This is a genomic window from Microcoleus sp. C2D2, assembly GCF_036702495.1.
In the GTDB taxonomy this organism is placed as follows: Bacteria; Cyanobacteriota; Cyanobacteriia; order Cyanobacteriales; family Microcoleaceae; genus Microcoleus.
This window is the reverse complement of the sequence record NZ_JAUBTO010000046.1, coordinates 1-17,179: the sequence shown is the minus strand read 5'-3', so window position 1 is coordinate 17,179 and position 17,179 is coordinate 1. Positions and strand designations below refer to the sequence as shown.

The following is a 17,179-nucleotide window of genomic DNA, read 5'->3' as shown; positions in this document are numbered from 1 at the left end:
AGTCAGCAGTCATTAGTTAAAAACTCTGGGAAACTGACAACGCATAACGGCTAATTGATACCAGTTTCGTAAAATAATGCAACGGCAGGCAAGCCCCAAACCATGATGCAGTCAGTCATTCTCAATCGAAAATCAAAAATCAAAAATCGAAAATGGTATGACTGCCGAGTATTCGGTCAATTTTCTGTGACAGGCGATCGCTTTTTCACCAGCAACAAGACTGGAAGACTAGGGAGTTGGATCGCAACTGAAAATACAACCAGCTAAATAATTGAGCGATCGTACAAAATTCCCATCCCCAAACAGCCCAGAAATCATATGATAAGCCATAGCTGTGTTAAATATCCCATAGGCGGAACCTCTTTTGTCTGCCGGCACGAGTCCAGCTACGGCGGCTTTCAAAATCGATTCCTGGGCTCCCATACCCATACCCCATAAAGTCATTCCTAGCAATCGCCCCTGCCCGTTTCCGAAGAATACCAATGGGGCAAAAAGTGAAGAAAAAATCACTGCAAACATCATGGCCCAGATGCCGATGCGATCGCACTTGCCGCCCAAAAGTCAGGGTCCCGATCGCGTCAATCCCCATAGCCCAAGCCTAAAATAGCGGAATCTGGCTGTCAAATGCGATCGCTCCTGTGGAAGTCAGTCGATTTGAGATGTGAGACTTCGGTGTGAGCGCTCACGTCGAAGGATTTTAGATTTGAGATTTACTCCACAGATGAATCTGGGAGGTTGAACAAGAGTCTAAAATTTTTATCTCTCCACGAGAGGAGTCGGGGGCTTGTCTCCGTTTTTGTGCGGAGTCAAAGCCAATGAAGGGAAAATCCCCATAGCCAGCCCCAATCAGCCCTAAAGTATCTAAAGAAACCCAAAACAGCCCCGGCCGCCCTTCCCCTTTAATTTCCAACGATCCTGCTTCAAAATCGCGGGGATTGAGATAAATTCGCTGAATTAACAACAGCACTGTCAGCCCCAAAAAAGCTGGCACAGCCAAAATCGCAAAGCCGACCGTATAACCCAATTGCTTTGCCCCGGAGATCCACTATCATCAATGCAGCGGCTGTTTGCCTCCTGTTAAAACTAAAAGCGTTACAGTGGCTGTATTTATGAATTGGGCGATCGTTGTAATTTTCCAATACAGTCTGGTTTTCTCCCTAAGATAGCCCTTGAATAAGCGCAATCCGTAGCCTATTAACTCGCCGGAACGATATAGCCTTTCTCAGAAAGGTGAGGTACACTAACACCACTGGGTAAACCAGTTCCACAGATATAGCAATTCTCAACTCTATACTTCGGACAGTTTTTTGGTTGCCCACAGTAAAACCAGAGTTCCAGGGCAATATGTCAACGAAGACAAAGCTGACTACAAACTCAAAACCTAAGTTCAATTGCGCGGACTCGTCGCAAAAGCTAAACTGGGTTTCTAGTTACCTATGCCTGGGCAATGAAACTGTCCGAAGTATTGTTATAACTGGTAAAAAAAAACATTCAAAATATTCATGGTAAATTAAGATTTTGAAGAAATTGGAGTTGATACTAGAGAGCTACGCTCAACCTATCCAAACATTTACAAATTATCAGGAGCAGAAAAAAAATACTCAGGCAAGCAGAGAAAGCCTCCTAAAAAACCCCAATTAATTGTCATGCCTTCCGGCAAAAAAATCATTAAATCAATTCTAATCCTGACAGGAAACCATTCTGATGCAGATGTATAGCAATTCTAAATCATTTGTGAATTTCTTACTCCCTCCCCTTACTAAGGGGAGGGTTGGGGTGGGGTAAAAAATTTACGACTCCTGCAAGGATTGCTATAGTGGCTCTTTTCGATCCTGGAGGGGATGACTATATCAGCAAACCCTGCACCTCAGAAGTATTGCTGGCAAGGATGCGGACTTTATTACGGCGCAGTGTAGCACTTTCGGCAGGAGGTACTGCTAAGCACTCATCTGAAAATTGGGTAGAAACCCCGTCCTTGTAGGACGGCTTTATATTGTGCTAGACTCGGATGAGTATTTAGATAGATGCAATGCAGACAATATCTGTAAAATGTAAACTCCAAGTCCCTGTAGAGTTGCGGAACGAAATTGACCGCACTTTGCTTTGGTTTGCTGAGGCTTGCCATCAGATATATTCCGTTGCAAAACGTGAGAAGTGCTGGAACACAACCAAGCTTCACCACAAGGTTTATAAGCCAGTGCGCGAAGCTACGGGGTTGAAGGCAAACCATGTCTGTCAAGCAATTCGTCGTGTAATTGGTAATGCCGCATCTGTTAAGCAAGTCCACAAATTTAGACCGACATCTATTAATTTGGATGTTCGGACTTTTCAATATATTGAGGATTTGCCAACTGTTGGCATTACTTTGATGTGTGGTCGAGTTAAGTTCAAATTGAGTATTGGCAATTATCAATTGGCTTTGCTTAAAGGGCAAGCTCCAACGGCTGCTACTCTCAATAAAACTAAACGGGGTGACTACTACATCAATGTTTGTGTTAAATGGCCCACCAACCCAACTGGTCAAAGACTAAAAGTAGTTGGGGTTGATTTGGGTAGAAGAGATATTGCTACCACTTCTACTGGTAAGTCGTGGAGTGGCAAGCATATCCAATCCATTCGTGACCGATATAGCTTCGTCAGAGCTAATGTTCAATCCAAACGCACTCGGTCTAGTCGTAGACTTTTGAGAAGGCTTTCTGGGAGAGAACAAAGATTTCAGAAATGGTTGAATCACAATATCTCAAAACAGCTTGTTCAAGAAGCAAAACAAATAGGTGCGGACTTGGCTTTTGAGGATTTGACTAATATTAGAGAGTCTTTGAACAAAAAACCAAGAAGCAAAACTGAACGCCGAAGAACTAATAATTGGGCTTTTTATCAACTGCGTTTATTTGTTGGGTATAAAGCTAATATTGCTGGCGTTAAAGTTGTATTTTTCCCAGCGGCATATACAAGTCAAACCTGTTCCAGATGCGGACATATTCACGCGGTTAAGGGTAAGTCTTACCGTAATGGAAAAGTTTTTAAGTGTGGGCATTGTGGTTTTGAACATGATGCTGATATTAATGCAGCTAATAATATTGCTGCTTTGGGGAAGTCTGTAAGCCTTCCTGAAAGTCCGGGGATGAGTTGTCAACTAGAGGGGCAATTGTCTCTCTTCCCGATGATTCAAATCTGAGGCTAAAGCCCCGTACCTTTAGGTCGGGGTAAGCTTACCCTTTACATTGACTTGGGGAAATCTTTGTTTAGATATGGATTCAGGTAGAGTCACCTTTGGCGAACAAGTCATTTCACTTACAGCGACAGAATACAATCTGCTGGAATTATTACGGAGAAACCCCGATCGCATCTTTAGTCTCCGCGCCATTCTGGATCGTCTCTGGGGAATGGATGGGTTTGCTGTGTACGAGATCCTCCAGTCCGATCCGATTACCCGATCGAACCCGATCATTCTGCTGACAGCGAAAGTTTTGCCGATCGTGCTAAATTTGCCCAGATGGCGGTAGCTGGGGTAATTACCAAACCGATCCAACCCCTCACCCTGACGGAACAAGTGGCAGAGATTTTAGGATGGGTTCATTGACTTTAACGATCGTGGTTAAATTTTGTAACGAAAACTGTTAATTTCAAGAATCTTTACCAATTCCTTACTGTTGCTATCTAGCCTTAAGCTATGCAGGTAAGGGCAAAAAAAACATAGTATCTGGTGGGGGCGGGTAAGCGCGAAAAATCTATGATACAAGCGATTTATACTTCAATACGCTTGGGTTAACACTGTTTATTGCCCGGAGATCCCCCTCCCAGGGGACGGGAGAGAACACTCTTGTCGTCCTTTTTTTTAGGCGGGTTCGGGCTGATCTCAACCGTATTGAGTTATAAGTCCAAAACCCGTCATCCCCATCTAATGTTTATTTGTAACCACCTACTTATGCAGCTAAAAGCTCTTCGCATAATCAGACAGTAAATGAATGTCCTTAGGTGATTTACAGCAAAGCTGGTTCCAACAATATCACCTGCCAGCAGTGATACTGAATCCCCTCGCTCCAGCTATGCTTTCTGTTCAAACTGCCAATGTTTTGGGCTGGGATTTACAGTCTCGGATCGAATCAAGGAACAGGGAACAGGGCAGAAGGAACGGGAAGAAAACCATTTTATTTAGGAATGGGCCTCAAAAGTTGCATATGAATAGTGTTGACTTCTCAAAAAACAGATGTGACATTATAAGGTTCGTAAAAAGGTGCGTATTGTGGGAAAAAAATTCTCTGCGTTCTTAATATTATTACAAAATGTTGAATATTGTATCTTTTCCTTAACCATTCTGTATTCTTTACCAAATTTTTATTTTTTTTATGTATTGTCTTGTTATGGTTGATTCAACTCAGTTTACAGCACATTGAAACAATAATGAAATACCCCTTAGTAAAAAAATAGCTTTTTATGACACAGTGTCCCTGCTGCTCGAATCAAATGCTCTGTCCTGCCAGCATCAAATCTACTGGTTTTGTCGCCAATGTTGGCAAACAATGGATATTTACAATCTGAACAGATGTAGCTCATCGCCCTCTCTAACTTTAGTTAGAGAGCTAGGGCTTAAGAAACAACATTCTTTCTTTATCGGTGGATTTAACAGTTCTATTTAGCCATGAGAAAGTTTAGAGATTGTCCTAGCGCTAACGAGTTTTCACGCTCAAAACTTTGCTCGGTTGCATCATTAAATTACAAAAATTTCGCCCCAAAAAATGAAGACAGCTCTATTAAGATAGCGCTTAATTTATGGATATCACTAGACTCAACCTGATTAGAACATTATGCCAAACACTATTTAAAAGATTGCTACCTCTTATGCTTGGAGTGCTGGCTTCTCTTGCTGTTTTACTTACGTGGCAACAGCTAACTATCAACGGAAAAATTCACATCGAGAAGTTAATTCAGCAGGAAGCAAATGCGATTCAGTCACAACTGAGCGAAGAATTATCAATTCGGGTGCTGACTCTTCGGCAAATGGCGAATCGCTGGCAAGCCAATGGCGGTACACCAAAGCCTCTTTGGGAAGCCGATGCTGATACTTATGTAAAGGATTTCTACGGTTATCAGGCTATCGAATTAGTCGATCCATCACTTAAAGTGCGATCGGTTGTGCCACTGGCTGGGAATGAGGCAGCGCAAAACCTAGATTTTAATCGAGAACTGCGTCGCAAAATCCCTTTGCAAGTGGCTCGTGATTTGCGTCAACCTATCTTAAGTAACAATATTTCACTCGTTCAAGGTGGTCAAGGATTTCTAGCAACTCTTCCTTTATTTGTAGGGGAGCGGTTTGATGGGTTTATTGTTGGAGTTTTTCAGTTTCAAACTCTATTTGACAGTATTTTAAAAGTGTCAGCCGGGTACAAGGTGGCTATCTATGAGGGCACAACTTTGATCTACGGTCAAGAGCTTTTATATCAATACTCACAGCATAAAACAGTTGTAGTGAAAGCCTATAGTGCAGAGTGGCGAATAGATGTTTATCCTACTTTAGATTTAGTAGAAAAGGAAAATTTTACTTTGCCAATAGTTGTATTAATTGGTGGTTTAATTTTAGTTTGGCTGCTGATCTTGGTCGTGCATCTGGCACAAGTTAGTGATCGCGAAGTCCATCAATTCAAAAAAGCAAATCGCCAGTTGCAAGGGGAAATTCACCAGCGACAACAGGCAGAAATTGCGATCGCTCGACTAGCTGCGATCGTTGAATCTTCGGAAGATGCCATTATCAGCCAAAATTTAGAGGGTGTAGTTACAAGTTGGAATGTAGGAGCAGAAACAATTTTTGGCTATACAGCGGTCGAAATAGTAGGGCAATCAGGGAAAAAACTGATTCCCGCAGACTATCGAGATCGGGAAAACGAAGTTCTCACCAAAATCCAGCGAGGAGAACGCATCGAACACTACGATACAAAGAGGCTGAGGAAAAATGGAACATTAATCGATGTCTCGATGAGTGTCTCCCCCATTAAAGACGAAACAGGGAATATAATTGGAGTTTCAAAGATTGCCCGGAATATTGCTGACCGCAAACAAGCAGAAGCAGCACTACGTGAAAGTGAAGAACGCTGGGAACTGTCTGTACGCGGGAATAATGACGGCATTTGGGATTGGAATGTTCAAACCAACGAGGTCTTCTTGTCTAGTCGCTCGAAGGAAATCCTGGGCTATGAAGACCATGAAATCCAAAACATTGTAGACGAATGGGCTAATCTGGTACATCCCGATGATTTGGGATGGGTGATGCAAGCCATTCAAGACCATTTTGCCAAGAAAACTCCTTTCCATATCACAGAACATCGCATTCGCTGCAAAGATGGTTCCTACAAATGGATTTTGGATCGCGGTCAGGCACTTTGGGATGATGCAGGTAACGTAATTCGGATGGCGGGTTCTCACACCGACATTACAGAGCGCAAGCAAGCTGAAGTTGCTTTACAGGTAAGCGAAGCCAGATATCGGCAATTGATCGATAACTTAAATGCGGGTTTTGTGATTCATGCGACAGATACCAGCATCCAATTATGTAATGAAACGGCCGGTGAATTACTAGGGCTTTCAATGGATCAAATACTGGGAAAAACCGTGAGCGATAGGCCATGGCATTTGGTGCGGGAAGATGGCAGCGTTATGCCCCTAGAGGAATATCCTGTGAATCAGGTTTTATCCACTGGAAGTTCCATCAAAAATTATCTTTTAGGAATTAAAAAAGTAATTGAGAGTGTTGTTTGGGTATTAGTTACTGCCTACCCGGAATTAGAGCCAAACGGTCAAATTAAACAAGTTGTAGTTACGTTTATTGATATTAGCCAGCGCAAAAAAGTAGAGCTGGAAATCCAAAAAACTCGCAATTTCTTACAAGCACTGCTGGATAATTTACCGGTTGCGGTTTTTGTGAAGGACGTACAGCCTAAACGATTTGGCGTATTTCAGTTTTGGAATAAAACCAGCGAACGGTTATTTGGCATCTGTGCCGAACAAGCGATCGGCAAAAGTGACTATGATTTGTTCCCAACAGAACAGGCTATCTTTTTTGATCAAAAGGATAGAGAAGCTTTTGAGAAAGGTAAGACTGAGGATATTCTCGTCGAAGAAGTCATTGACAGTCCTAGTCTGGGAAAACGTTGGCTGCATACGGTGAAGATTCCCATTTACGACGAGCAGCATCAGTCCCAGTACCTACTTGGTTTTTCAGAAGATATCACCGATCGCAAACACGCAGAAGCAGAGCGTAGAGAAATGAATGAGGTGATGAAAAATGCGGTGTCCGGCATTTCCAAACTGGATGTACAAGGGCGTTACCTCTATGTGAATAAAGCTTATGCTGACATGACAGGCTATCAGCCAGAAGAAATGCTCGGGATGTCCTGGGAAAAGACCGTAGATGCCGATGAGTTGGAAAAACTGGTTGCAGCCTATGGGCTGATGGTACAAGAGGGCAGAGTTGAAGTTGAAACGAAAGGGGTTCGTAAAGATGGTTCGGTTTTTTACAAACAATTGGTGATGATTTCAACTTACGGCGAACAGCATCAATTTTTGGGGCATTACTGCTTCATGAAAGATATTAGCGATCGCAAAAAAGCAGAACTTGCACTCGAACAGGAACTCCTGCGGAGTAAAACCTTCTTCAACACTTCAATGGACGGTGTTGTTGTCATGGATCGGCTCGGAAAAGTTCTCGAAGCTAGCCCCAGTTTTGCGCGGATGCTGGGCTACACCCGGGAAGAAACCCTGAATCTTAATGTCTTTGATTGGGATGCTCAATGGACGAAGGAAGAACTACAAGTTATGTTAACACTAGAGGAGATTATTCCTCTGTTTGAGACGCGACATCGGCGTAAGGATGGTTCGGAGTATGACGTGGAAATTAGCAGGAACCGGGTGGAATTAGAAGGTGAGATGATGCACTTCTGTATCTGCCGGGATATCACCGAACGCAAACAAGCTGAAATCGACTTACAAATCTCTCAAGCGCGATTTGCTGGGATTTTAGAGATTGCCAGCGATGCCATCATTTCTATCCATAGCACTCAGCAAATTACTCTGTTTAACAAAGGAGCGGAACGAATTTTTGGTTACGCGGCTGAGGAAGTTTTAGGGAAACCCCTGGCGATGTTGATGCCCGAACGCCTTGCCGATGCTCACCATCAGCACGTCAGCCAGTATGGCCAGAATGCAGGCTATGCAAGGCAAATGGCAGAGCGAGGAGCCATTTTTGGACGGCGCAAAGATGGCACAGAGTTTCCCGTAGAGGCTTCCATTTCCAAGATCGAGATCGACGGTGAAATTATTTTTACTACCTTTCTGCGAGATATTACGGCTCGACAACAGGCAGAGGAAGCTCTGCGCTATCAGAAAGAGATGTTTCAAACAATCGTCGATCATATTCCAGTAATGATTGGTTTGTTTAACAAGGAGGGTAAAATGGAATTGCTCAACCCGGAATTTGAAAAAATTTTAGGTTGGTCCCTAGAAGATTGGCAGCAAAAAGATATCTTAGCTGAGTGTTATCCTGACCCGGTTTATTGCCAAAGTGTCTTAGAACATATGCTATCGGCAACCGGAAAGTGGAAGGATTTGACAACACTGACCGCCAGGGGACAGCAGTTAGAGACATCTTGGGCGCACGTGCCGCTTTCCAGCGGGTATTTTTTGGGCATTGGGCAAGATATTAGCTTTCGCAAACAAAAAGAACTGGCACTGCAGCACGCAATGGAAGCCGCAGAATCCGCGAACAGGGCAAAAAGTACCTTCCTAGCCAATATGAGCCATGAATTACGCACTCCCCTGAACGTGATTCTGGGATTTGCTCAGGTGATGGCCCATGACCCCTCCCTAACTCCCAACCAAAAAGAAGACCTGCAAACAATTCGTCGCAGCGGCGATCACCTCTTGAGTTTGATTAACGATGTGTTGGATCTCTCAAAAATTGAATCGGGACACTGCACAGTTGAAGAGAGCGGATTGGACTTAATTGCGCTGCTGCATTCCCTCCGAAATATGTTGGCGGAACGAGCAAGTTCTAAAGGACTTGACCTTTGTTTCGAGATTGCGCCAGAAGTTCCCCAATTTATTCTTGCCGATGCTCAAAAACTGCGCCAGGTTTTGCTCAATCTGCTGAGTAATGCCATCAAATTTACCCATCGGGGAAGTATTACTTTGCAAGTCAGCATTGAGGCGAACGCTACAGGGGCATTAACCACAACTGAGCCGATTCTCCAGTTTGTAGTCGCTGACACAGGTGTAGGGATTGCATCGGTCGAACTCAATAACATCTTTGATGCGTTTGTGCAAGCCCAAGCTGGGAAGCGATCGACCTGCGGTACTGGGCTAGGTCTAACCATTAGCCGCAAATTGTTGGAACTCATGGGCGGAGAAATTTCTGTCAGCAGCACTCTGGAACAGGGGAGTACCTTCACCTTTACCCTTCCCGTCAGCCCAATCAGTGGAGTTAATGTTACACCCGAAGAGAATAATCGCTTCGTGATTGGGCTGGCTCCCGGTCAACCGCATCATCGCATTTTGGTGGTTGACGATCGAGCAGAAAATCGCTTCCTAATGGTCAGATTACTGACACAATTAGGATTAGAGGTAAAAGAAGCTACCAACGGGCAGGAAGCGGTGCAGATTTGGCAAGAATGGCAACCCGACCTAACCTGGATGGACATTCGGATGCCCGTGTTAGATGGATACGAAGCTACCAAGCAAATTCGGGCAAGGGAAGACGGACACAACAGTATAATTATTGCACTTACGGCCCAGGCTTCCCAGAGCGATCGCGCCCGATCCTTCGCTGCTGGCTGCAACGACTACATCAGCAAGCCCTTCCGGGAACAGACCGTATTTCTCAAGATGGCCCAATACCTGGGTTTAGAGTATGTATATCAGTCCGAGGAAACAGAGAACCGGGAACGGGGAACAAATCCTTTGTCTTCTTACCTCTCTTCTGTTACCTCTGGGGTTTCTGATTCCCTCGATCCAACGATTCTGGCGACATTACCAGAAGCATGGCTGCTTCAGTTGGAAGATGCGGCTTTATGCGGGAACGATCTGGCGATCGTTGAACTGGTAGCTCAACTTTCCTCCGAACTCGCTCAATTCGGTACTCATCTGACGGAACTCGCCAACCAGTATCAATTTGAAAAAATTCTTAATCTAATTCAAGGTAATTTCCCAAGTGGAATTCCTCCATTGGATTTATAAGCTGTTGTGCATTTAAACGTTTGAGGAGGACTAGGGAATTAGGAACAGTGAACAAGAAGACCATCTAATTTTTGGTACTTCTTAAAAAAGATCCTTAATTTTTATTGATAATTACTGACCTAAAATGCCTCATAACGTTACCTCCCTCTCCCAAATCACTCCTTTTGATTTAACAAGTTTAGAGGAATGCACCGAAGAATCTGTGTATGCTCCCGGTCATATTCAGCCGCACGGAATCGTTTTCTTGCTGCAACCAAGTAATCTCAATATTTTACAGATAAGTGAAAATGTAGAAGAGTTTTTTGGCATTTCTGCAGAAGAATTGCTAGGCAAGTCACTGCAACGGTTATTGGGCGACGTTCAAATAGAAAATTTTGTCAGCAATATAAGTCAAGAAAAACTAAATGTTTATAATTTATTCGATATAAAACTACCTCTAAAAGACGGCCAAACTCAAACATTTAAAAGCACGCTGCATCAGATATCAGATGGGTGGATTCTGGAGTTAGAACCCCAATTCCCTATTGAAAATAATCATTCAATCGATTTCTATCATCGTCTGCAAACAGTTATCCTCAACCTTCGCAGTGCGATCGGTCTTTCTGATTTAGCTCAAACCATTGCTCGTGAAGTCAAAGCCATGACCGGGTTCGATCGCGTTATGGTCTATCGCTTTGAAGCCGATGAGCATGGGGTGGTGATTGCCGAAGAGAAAGAAAGCTATCTAGAAAGCTACCTGGGATTGCATTACCCGGCGATCGATATTCCCGTACCCGCCCGCAAATTGTTTTACCGCAACTGGGTGCGCCAAATTCCTAATATCAATTACACCCCGGCCCGCCTAATTCCCACCAACCATCCCCTAATCGGTACACCCCAGGATTTAAGTGCTTGCGTGTTAAGGGGAGTATCTCCCTACCACATTGAATACTTGCAGAATATGGGAGTTGCTGGGACACTGACAATTTCGTTAATTGACGATCGGCGCCTCTGGGGATTAATTGCCTGTCACCATTACAGCCCGCGATTGGTAGATTACGACACTCGCAAAACCTGTGAATTTTTAGGACAATTTGCCTCGATCGAACTGGTGCACGAACAAGAGCGAGAATTGAACGTTTACCGATCGCAGGCGAAAACCATTCAGGATAAAATTCAGCAGGCATTCCGGCGAGAGTCTAGTTGGAGCGAACAGGTATTGACCCGAAATGCCTCTCAACTGCTAGATTTAGTTGATGCTCGCGGGGTAGCAATTCTGCTCGATGGTCGCCTGACATTGGTGGGTCAAACACCATCTGAAGCGGAGGTGGGCGATCTCGTGCAGTGGCTGCTGCAAAACAACCAAGAACGAGTGTTTGCAACGGCTTCTTTGTCTCAGTTGTATCCCCAAGCGAAGCAATTCAAAGATCGAGCTAGCGGTGTTTTAGCAATCTCAATCTTGCTATGCTACGCCAAACAAAAGTCATACCACATCCTTTGGTTCCGACCAGAACAAATTCAAACCGTAAACTGGGCAGGAAATCCACAGGATGCTGTCTCGATCGACGAAATTGGAAAAATGCACCTGTGTCCCCGCAAATCCTTTGAAGTGTGGAAAGAGACAGTCCGGGAGATGTCTTACCCGTGGCAGATTGCAGAGTTAGAAGCTGCGGCGGAAATGAGAAATATCCTCATGCTGGCGGTGTTAGAATTTTCGCAAGCTGCCCTAGAACAAGCTGCAGAAAGGGCAGCAATAGCCAACCGTGCCAAAAGCCAGTTCCTTGCGAACATGAGCCACGAGCTCAGAACGCCACTCAACGCCATTCTGGGATTTACCCAGCTAATGAACCGCAGCCCCCATATCCCAGAAGAATTTCAAGAGCATTTAGGCATCATTAGCCGTAGTGGAGAACACTTGCTGACATTGATCGACGATGTTTTGCAAATGTCTAGGATTGAAGCAGGGCAATTGGTACTGAGTGCAAGCTGTTTTAATCTCCATCGACTGCTGGGTTCTATTAACGAGATGTTCACCCTCAAAGCGCCTGAGAAAGGGTTACATCTCAGCAGCGAGTGGGATGCTACTGTCCCCCGTTATGTTTGTGGGGATCAAGCAAAACTTCGCCAAATCTTGATTAATCTGCTTGGGAACGCGATCAAATTTACAACAACAGGAAGGATCGTGCTGCGCGGACGAGCTTTTTCATCAGATGATATGCTATCCGGTACGAATCGCGATCGCGCCACTAATCAACCCGATATTCCACCAACTATTACCCTGTGTCTCGAAGTTGAGGATACCGGATCTGGCATTTCTCCCTCAGATTTAGAATCAATTTTTGACGCCTTCATGCAAACCGATCGCGGTCGTCACGATCGAGGAACAGGTTTAGGACTGTCTATCAGCCGTCAGTTTGCGCGTCTGATGGGAGGCGATATCACCGTGCGAAGCACCCTGGATCAAGGCTCGACTTTTACGTGCAAAGTCGTTTTGGAACTACCAGAGTCCCTTTATTTAGAGGAACCTGAAACGAGCGATCGGATTATCGGGATCGAACCGGGGCAACCTATCTACCGAATTCTAGTAGCAGAAGACGTTCCAGAAAATCAGCAACTGCTGGTGACACTGCTGGAGTCTGTTGGGTTTGAGGTGTGTGCGGTGGAGAATGGGGCAGAGGCGATCGCTCGTTGGCAAACATGGCACCCTGACCTGATTTTGATGGATATTCAAATGCCTGTCATGGATGGTTATGAAGCGACGAGACAGATTCGATCGCAACAGTCATTAGTCATCAGTCATGGGTCATCCGCCGACAAATCAGAGCAAATGTCACAGGACAACAGACAAATGACACGCATCATTGCTCTAACTGCCTATGCTTTTGAAGACGATCGCACTGCCACCCTGGAAGCCGGTTGCGATGACTACATTGCCAAGCCGTTTACTGAAGCCAGACTTTTCGACAAAATAGCTCATCTATTGGGTGTCCGCTACTGCTACGCCGAAAAAGTTGGGCCAGAGTCATCAGCTTCGCCACCAAAGATATTTACTCCAGACTTGAAAACGATGCCAACCAAGTGGATTGCAGAAGTTCATGAAGCAGCACTCGATCTTAGTGATAATAAGCTTTATCAACTTATCGCTCAAATTCCCAAGGAGAAACAAGATTTCATTGAGGCGATGACATCTCTGGTCGATAACTTTCAGCTTGAAGCGATCGCAACTCTCACCCAGATTTAGGAAGAAGACAATGACAACTCTATTCCAACTTGCGGGCCAAACGAATATTCTCATCGTGGACGATAACCCCGACAATCTGCGGTTGTTAGCCAAAATTTTAGAGTCACAGGGCTATATTGTCCGTAAAGCCCTCAACGGCAGAATGGCACTCCAAGGCGTTCATCGCGACCCACCGACTCTGATTTTACTTGACATCAATATGCCGGAGATGAATGGGTACGAAGTCTGCCAAAAGTTAAAAGCATCTGAAGCGAGTGCTCAGATCCCGGTTATTTTTATCAGTGCGCTCGAACGACTCGAAAACAAGGTACAAGCCTTTGAACTGGGTGGTGTAGACTATATTACCAAACCCTTTCAAGAGCAGGAAGTGCTGATGCGAGTAAAAAATCAATTACTCATCCAAAAGCAACGCCAACAACTGATCGAACAAAATCAACGTTTAGAACACGAAATCCAGGAACGTCTGAAGGCAGAAGCAGAAGTAAGGCAGCTATCCGTGACCGATGAATTAACTGGATTATATAACCGACGGGGCTTCTTTTTACTAGCAGAGCAACAACTAAAAATTGCTCGACGCACGCAAACATCCTATTTTATTTTGTTCGCTGACTTAGATGGTTTGAAAAATATTAATGACACTTTCGGACACGAAATGGGAGACAGAGTAATCGTTGACACAGGTCAAATATTGAAGGAAACCTTTCGTGAGGCGGATATTGTGGCTCGACTGGGAGGAGATGAATTTGCTGTATTTATTCCTACTTTTTCTGGTGATTTATCTAATTTTTATATTCGGCTGCAAGAAAATATAGAGCGCTTTAATCAACAGTCCGATCGAGCTTATATATCAATAAGTCTTGGTGTGCAGTCTGGGGATTTAAATAATGAATTTTCCTTAGAACAATTGGTGGCAAAGGCTGACAAACTCATGTACGAGCATAAACGCACAAAACGCTGTTTAAATTGTTAACCGTTCTTTTGAGAGCAGCGATATCTGAGCGCCAGAAGGATTATTTATTAAACGTGAGATCGACCGAGAAAGAGTAAACTGAAAACAAGATAGGGAAACAGCTTGAAGACTTTAGCACCTGGGCCGGAAAACACCATGCAGTAAACATCATCACATCTAAACCTGACAGGGTGGCAACCCCGTTAAAAGCCCTGCCTGTATTAGGTTAAGGGTGTGCGATATCATGTCCGGTCGAGGGACCGCGATTTTTGTAGGGGCTCCCCTCACCAACAATACCTGCCAACAATCTCCCATCTCAAAAACCCGCCCCGACCGGGATATTATGGTTAATCGATCGGACATGATATGAGATCAAAAAACTTCGTAGGTATTGTCCACAATCCTGAGATAAAATCGACTGACTGATGCTGTATGGGTGGAGAGTTTGCCTACAGTTGCATTCTTTTATTAAACTGGTATTATTTGCACAAACCGATTTTATCTATTTGCCCGATCGCGCTAAAATGATTCCTAACTGAACTGCAATTACTCCTAGTATGGCACTGCCTGCCCAGTAAAAAGCGGCGATGCTGTAAGATCGATCGCGCCACAAGATATTCGTCTCTAAACCGTAAGTTGAAAAAGTAGTATAAGCCCCCAAAAAGCCCGTTGCTACCATTAACCGCACTTCCGACGGAATAGTCGCCACCCGTTCAAAAGCGAGGGTGATAAAAAATCCCATAGCCAAGCAACCCGTGATGTTAATAAAAAAAGTTCCGTAGGGAAAAGCCGTCCCGAAACGATTGGCAAACCACAAGGTGATATAATATCGGCTCAAAGCGCCGGCAACGGCACCTAAACTAATTGCGATCGGGTGGCCCAGATTCGGGTCTTGCAGCATACAGCGATTTTAGATTGGCCTGACATTGAGAAAAATTTTAGATTTACTGCGCTCCTGTAAAGTATTGTATGATTAAATTGGCGATCGCTCTGGGTGTTCGCAATTAAAATATATAGAGAGTATTTATGCAAATTGTGCTGGCTGCCGTAGACGATGACTTAGTTAGAGCGTGGGAAAGCACTTGCGGCAAGATGGAGAGTGTAAAGATACACCGCGGCTCAATCTTTGATGTGAAATGCGATGCAATTGTTAGTCCGGGGAATAGTTTTGGCTTCATGGAGGGCAGCTTAAATTTAGAAATTTCGCAATTTTTTGGCGGGCAGGTTCTTGAACGCCTGCAAAAACTAATTCAGACTCGCCATCACGGCGAACTCTTAGTAGGACTGGCAGAAGTTGTAGATACCGATCATGCTAAAATTCCCTACTTAATAGCTGCCCCAATAATGCGCGTTCCGACAGTTTTAAGAGAGACAGTAAATGTCTATCTAGCAACCCGGGCTATTTTAACTCTCGTAAAATTTGGCACAGTCCCAGACGGAACGCCAGTCAAACATATCATTGAAACTATCGCTATTCCCGGCATGGGTACGGGAAAGGGCAAAGTGCCGCCACATGTCTGCGCCAATCAGATGAAAGTCGCCCTGGAACATATCCTCCTATCTAAGTACGAATTTCCTCAATCTTTGCTGCACGCTCAAAAAGATCACCACTTGTTATATGCGAGCGATGTCGAAGATTTACAGTGGGAAAAATGAAAGGATTAAATTTTAAACTTTTCTAGTGTTGAGAAACCAATTTTATTGCTGCTGTGTGTTTTTTGTGGAGCTACTTATTAAAAATTTAAGTACGCTAAACCGTACCTGTAACTTGGCGGTATCCTACACAGGAGATAAAGTTGGGTAGATATAATGTAAGATAGAACTGAGGCTGAGCAACTACGGAAGCGCGGATTTAAAATTTGATGAAGCTGGAACAATAATTGCCTAGTTCTTATTAAAGGCCAGAAGCAATTCGGGCGCTACACGTACAAAGTCTGTATTAAAGGCCAGAAGCAATTCGGGCGCTACACATACAAAGTCGGCCTCCGGGGACTGTTAGTTTTTTTCAAAATGTTTACTACCAAAGGAGAAGATTGATATGACCGATCCAAAAGTAACCGAAGAACCAATTTTAGAGGCAACTCTCGAAACGACGGATCTCGTCAAAAAAGAGATGCCGGACGCGACTGATGAGGCGATCGCAGAAACTGCGGCGCTGTTTGAAGCAATTAAAAAACGCGCGGCCGCGGAAGTGCAAGCAGCGGGCGAACTCACCCGCGAAGCTTATTTAAAAGCTGTGAATAAGGCCTCCGGGGCGATCGAAGAAAATAAGGATCTCGCCCACGAGAGATTCACAGAAGCAGTCAGGCTGATTAAACAAGAAACTGAGAAAAATTGGCTGGTGGTAGATGCGATTAAAACGCGGGCGCAAGCGCAGGTGCAAGATGCCGGCGAAGTCAGTCGCGAAGCTTATTTGAAAGCAGTGCGACAAGCCCGAGAAGCGGTGGAACAAAATAAATTGATCGAACGCGATCGCATCGAACAAGCTGTTGACCACATTCACACGGAAGCTGAAAAGAATTGGCACCTTATTGTGAAGCAAATTGAGTCGATCGGCACTCGCTTGACGGATGCGGCTAAGTCTGCATGGAACGCGCTGACGGCGTTTTTTGACAAGAAGGATTAAACTCAGATATCACACCATTTTAAAGAACAGGCAAGATGCCTGTGCCACAAAGATTGAATTTTCTGGTGGAACAGGCATCTTGCCTGTTGATATTTAAAGAACAGGCAAGATGCCTGTGCCACAAAGATTGAATTTTCTGGTGGAACAGGCATTTTGTCTG

At 44.4% G+C, this 17,179-nt stretch carries 10 protein-coding genes; 7 read left to right on the top strand and 3 right to left on the bottom strand.

What is annotated here, in order from left to right; translation table 11 throughout:
* Positions 1-228 precede the first annotated feature (228 nt).
* Entirely contained in the window at positions 229-444 is a 216-nt protein-coding gene (locus QUB61_RS16570; RefSeq protein WP_333132535.1) for a hypothetical protein, read from the bottom strand.
* A gap of 253 nt (positions 445-697) precedes the next feature.
* A complete protein-coding gene (locus QUB61_RS16565; RefSeq protein WP_333132536.1) occupies positions 698-1,024 on the bottom strand; it encodes a hypothetical protein in 327 nt (108 codons plus the stop codon).
* A 1,005-nt stretch (positions 1,025-2,029) separates the two neighbouring features.
* Here QUB61_RS16565 and QUB61_RS16560 point away from each other — a divergent pair.
* From QUB61_RS16560 to QUB61_RS16540, 5 genes are all read left to right on the top strand, one after another.
* A complete protein-coding gene (locus QUB61_RS16560; RefSeq protein WP_333190053.1) occupies positions 2,030-3,178 on the top strand; it encodes a transposase in 1,149 nt (382 codons plus the stop codon).
* Positions 3,179-3,251: 73 nt separating this feature from the next.
* Positions 3,252-3,506, top strand: a complete 255-nt coding sequence (locus QUB61_RS16555; RefSeq protein ID WP_333136673.1) for a winged helix-turn-helix domain-containing protein — start codon at positions 3,252-3,254, stop codon at positions 3,504-3,506.
* A gap of 1,336 nt (positions 3,507-4,842) precedes the next feature.
* Positions 4,843-10,224, top strand: coding sequence for a PAS domain S-box protein (locus QUB61_RS16550; RefSeq protein ID WP_333190050.1), 5,382 nt, complete (start codon positions 4,843-4,845; stop codon positions 10,222-10,224).
* Between the two features lie 124 nt (positions 10,225-10,348).
* Positions 10,349-13,444, top strand: coding sequence for a response regulator (locus QUB61_RS16545; protein WP_333133481.1), 3,096 nt, complete (start codon positions 10,349-10,351; stop codon positions 13,442-13,444).
* A gap of 10 nt (positions 13,445-13,454) precedes the next feature.
* The gene (locus QUB61_RS16540) at positions 13,455-14,414 is read left to right on the top strand and encodes a diguanylate cyclase (protein WP_333133482.1); all 960 of its coding nucleotides are present in this window, start codon (positions 13,455-13,457) and stop codon (positions 14,412-14,414) included.
* Positions 14,415-14,895: 481 nt separating this feature from the next.
* On the opposite strand, the gene crcB is transcribed toward QUB61_RS16540, so the two are convergent.
* On the bottom strand, positions 14,896-15,294 hold the full coding sequence (gene crcB, locus QUB61_RS16535) for a fluoride efflux transporter CrcB (protein ID WP_333133483.1): 399 nt from the start codon (positions 15,292-15,294) through the stop codon (positions 14,896-14,898).
* A 125-nt stretch (positions 15,295-15,419) separates the two neighbouring features.
* Here crcB and QUB61_RS16530 point away from each other — a divergent pair, with 125 nt between their 5' ends.
* Complete coding sequence (locus QUB61_RS16530) at positions 15,420-16,049, top strand: macro domain-containing protein (RefSeq protein ID WP_333133484.1); 630 nt, start codon at positions 15,420-15,422, stop codon at positions 16,047-16,049.
* 382 nt (positions 16,050-16,431) lie between these two features.
* On the top strand, positions 16,432-17,019 hold the full coding sequence (locus QUB61_RS16525) for a hypothetical protein (RefSeq protein ID WP_333133485.1): 588 nt from the start codon (positions 16,432-16,434) through the stop codon (positions 17,017-17,019).
* The last annotated feature ends 160 nt before the right edge of the window (positions 17,020-17,179 follow it).